The sequence below is a fragment of the Enterobacter sp. ZOR0014 genome (assembly GCF_000798855.1).
GTDB classification, from domain to species: Bacteria; Pseudomonadota; Gammaproteobacteria; order Enterobacterales; family Enterobacteriaceae; genus Enterobacter; species Enterobacter kobei.
Genome location: NZ_JTLF01000255.1, coordinates 1 through 1988 on the forward strand (window position 1 = coordinate 1; position 1988 = coordinate 1988).

Below are 1988 nucleotides of genomic sequence, written 5' to 3' on the forward strand. Positions count from 1 at the left end.
AGAGCGATTACAGCGACAAAAGTTTTGATGCTTTTCATGATATAAATCCTTTCGTTAAGTTGTTTTGGTAAGGCACCGTGCCTTGATGAGATAAATACTAGACCTCATCCCGAACAACTAAAAGCGGAAGGTTTTGCCTGAAACATTCAAAATTATTGATCAACTATTAATCGCTGTGGATGGGTATAGATTGTTGCCCTTCCCGGCTTGCAGAACCCGACCAGCGTCAGGTTGCAGCGCTCCGCCACTTCCACCGCCAGCGTTGTGGCCGCCGATACCGCAAACAGGATTTCCACACCGCACATTGCGGACTTTTGCACCATCTCATAACTTGCACGGCTGGAAACGAGCGCCGCGCCCTGTTGCCAGACCTCGCTTTCTCGCGCCCGGCGTCCCAGCAGCTTATCCAGCGCGACATGGCGGCCCACGTCTTCATGCCCTCCGGCAATATCGCCCGACGGCAACACCCACGCCGCCGCATGCGTACAACCGCTCAACTGGCCGATGGGCTGTACGTCGTTGAGATGTTCAAGCGCATGATCAAGGTGTGCCAGATTGAAGGTCTGGGTAAACGGCAGCGCCGCAACGGGCTTGCCGATATCATTGAGCTGCTCAACGCCACACACGCCGCAGCCGGTGCGTCCGGCCAGCGCGCGGCGGCGCTCTTTCAACCCCATAAAGCGACGGCTGGAGAGTTCGATTTGCACTTCAAGACCGTTACACGCCTTCACCACGTCCATCCCGTAGATCTCCTGCGGATGCGCAATAATGCCTTCCGAGAGAGAAAAGCCAATGGCGAACAGGTCGAGATCTTTCGGCGAAGCCATCATCACCACATGCGAAATACCGTTGTAAACAAGCGCAACAGGCACTTCTTCCGCCAGCAAATCGGGCGTGGCGTGGGTAATGTGGGGCGGTCTGCGTACCGACAGTTCCACAATGCCTGCAGGCAGTGGCGACGAGTGGGTAGCACGGTTTTGTTTAGACACAGCGGTATTCCTGAACAACCACGGAGGTGAGCCTGCTATTGCAGCATAAACAACAGGCCTTACGCATAGTATGGATCAACTTTTCGACAATCATTCTCCTACTCATTTAGAAGGGGTGCAACCCGGCCAGCGCTACACCGCTTTAACATGCAGAAGCAATAGCGTGATCTGCATCACACTTTATAATCAACATGGTGATAATACGTTCACTTTGTATTAACGCCATTAGAACAGGTGTACCGACATTGTGGTATTCTGATGATATCCCTCGGAGAAATGAGGGATTAACGCAAATTTTTTCCTTTGCGGTCATTCTTCAACCGCGAAGTCAAAACTACATATGTAAGCAATGTCGAAACAAGGAGTGACCCATGCAGGTCAGCAGAAGGCAGTTCTTTAAGATCTGCGCTGGCGGTATGGCAGGCACAACGGCAGCAGCACTGGGCTTTGCGCCCGGCGTCGCGCTGGCGGAAACGCGGCAGTATAAACTGCTGCGCACCCGTGAAACCCGTAATACCTGTACGTACTGCTCTGTCGGTTGCGGGCTGTTAATGTATAGCCTCGGCGACGGTGCTAAAAACGCCAAAGCGTCTATTTTCCATATCGAAGGTGACCCGGATCACCCGGTCAACCGCGGCGCGCTGTGTCCGAAAGGGGCCGGTCTGGTGGACTTTATCCACTCTGAAAGCCGCCTGAAGTTCCCTGAATATCGTGCGCCTGGCTCCGACAAATGGCAGCAAATCAGCTGGGAAGAGGCGTTTGACCGCATCGCTAAACATATTAAAGAAGACCGTGATGCGAACTTCATTGAGAAGAACGCCGACGGCGTGACGGTCAACCGCTGGCTCTCCACCGGGATGCTGTGTGCTTCAGCGTCCAGTAATGAAACCGGCTATTTAACCCAGAAATTTACGCGCGCACTCGGTATGCTCGCGGTCGACAACCAGGCGCGTGTCTGACACGGACCAACGGTAGCAAGTCTTGCTCCAACATTTGGTC

The 1988-nt window shown here is 53.6% G+C and carries 1 protein-coding gene and 1 pseudogene; one reads left to right on the forward strand and one right to left on the reverse strand.

The window, feature by feature from the left end; all coding sequences use genetic code 11:
• Window positions 1–152 precede the first annotated feature (152 nt).
• Window positions 153–989: a formate dehydrogenase accessory sulfurtransferase FdhD gene (gene fdhD / locus L977_RS13515; RefSeq protein ID WP_047625981.1), complete on the reverse strand. Its 837-nt coding sequence runs from the start codon at window positions 987–989 to the stop codon at window positions 153–155.
• 371 nt (window positions 990–1360) lie between these two features.
• Here fdhD and L977_RS13520 point away from each other — a divergent pair.
• Window positions 1361–1945, forward strand: a pseudogene (locus tag L977_RS13520) (molybdopterin-dependent oxidoreductase); the annotation flags it as partial.
• Between the last annotated feature and the right edge of the window lie 43 nt (window positions 1946–1988).